A 264-nucleotide genomic window follows, 5' to 3' on the forward strand; every position below is an offset into this window, starting at 1 on the left:
GGGCACGTCGATCAGCAGCGGCGTCGTGCCGCGCTCCAGGTCGAAGAGGTCGGCGTCGCCCGTCATGCCCCCTCCTCGCCCGCGAGCACCGGCGCGCCGGCGATCGCGGCGAGCGTGCCGTCGGCGACCAGGGCGGTCGCCGCCTCGATGTCCGGATGGAAGAACCGGTCCTCGCCCCAGGCCGGCACGATCGCGCGCAGGGCGGCATGGGCGCGCTCCAGCGGCTCGGACGTGCTCAGCGGCCGGCGCAGGTCGAGCGCCTGG

General features: G+C 76.9%; 1 pseudogene. It reads right to left on the reverse strand.

Going from position 1 to position 264, the window contains the following annotated elements:
* Positions 1-62: 62 nt before the first annotated feature.
* A pseudogene (locus R0J92_RS23725) lies at positions 63-264 on the reverse strand (histidine ammonia-lyase); the annotation flags it as partial.

This window comes from Tritonibacter sp. SIMBA_163 (genome assembly GCF_046535935.1).
GTDB classification, from domain to species: Bacteria; Pseudomonadota; Alphaproteobacteria; order Rhodobacterales; family Rhodobacteraceae; genus Epibacterium; species Epibacterium scottomollicae.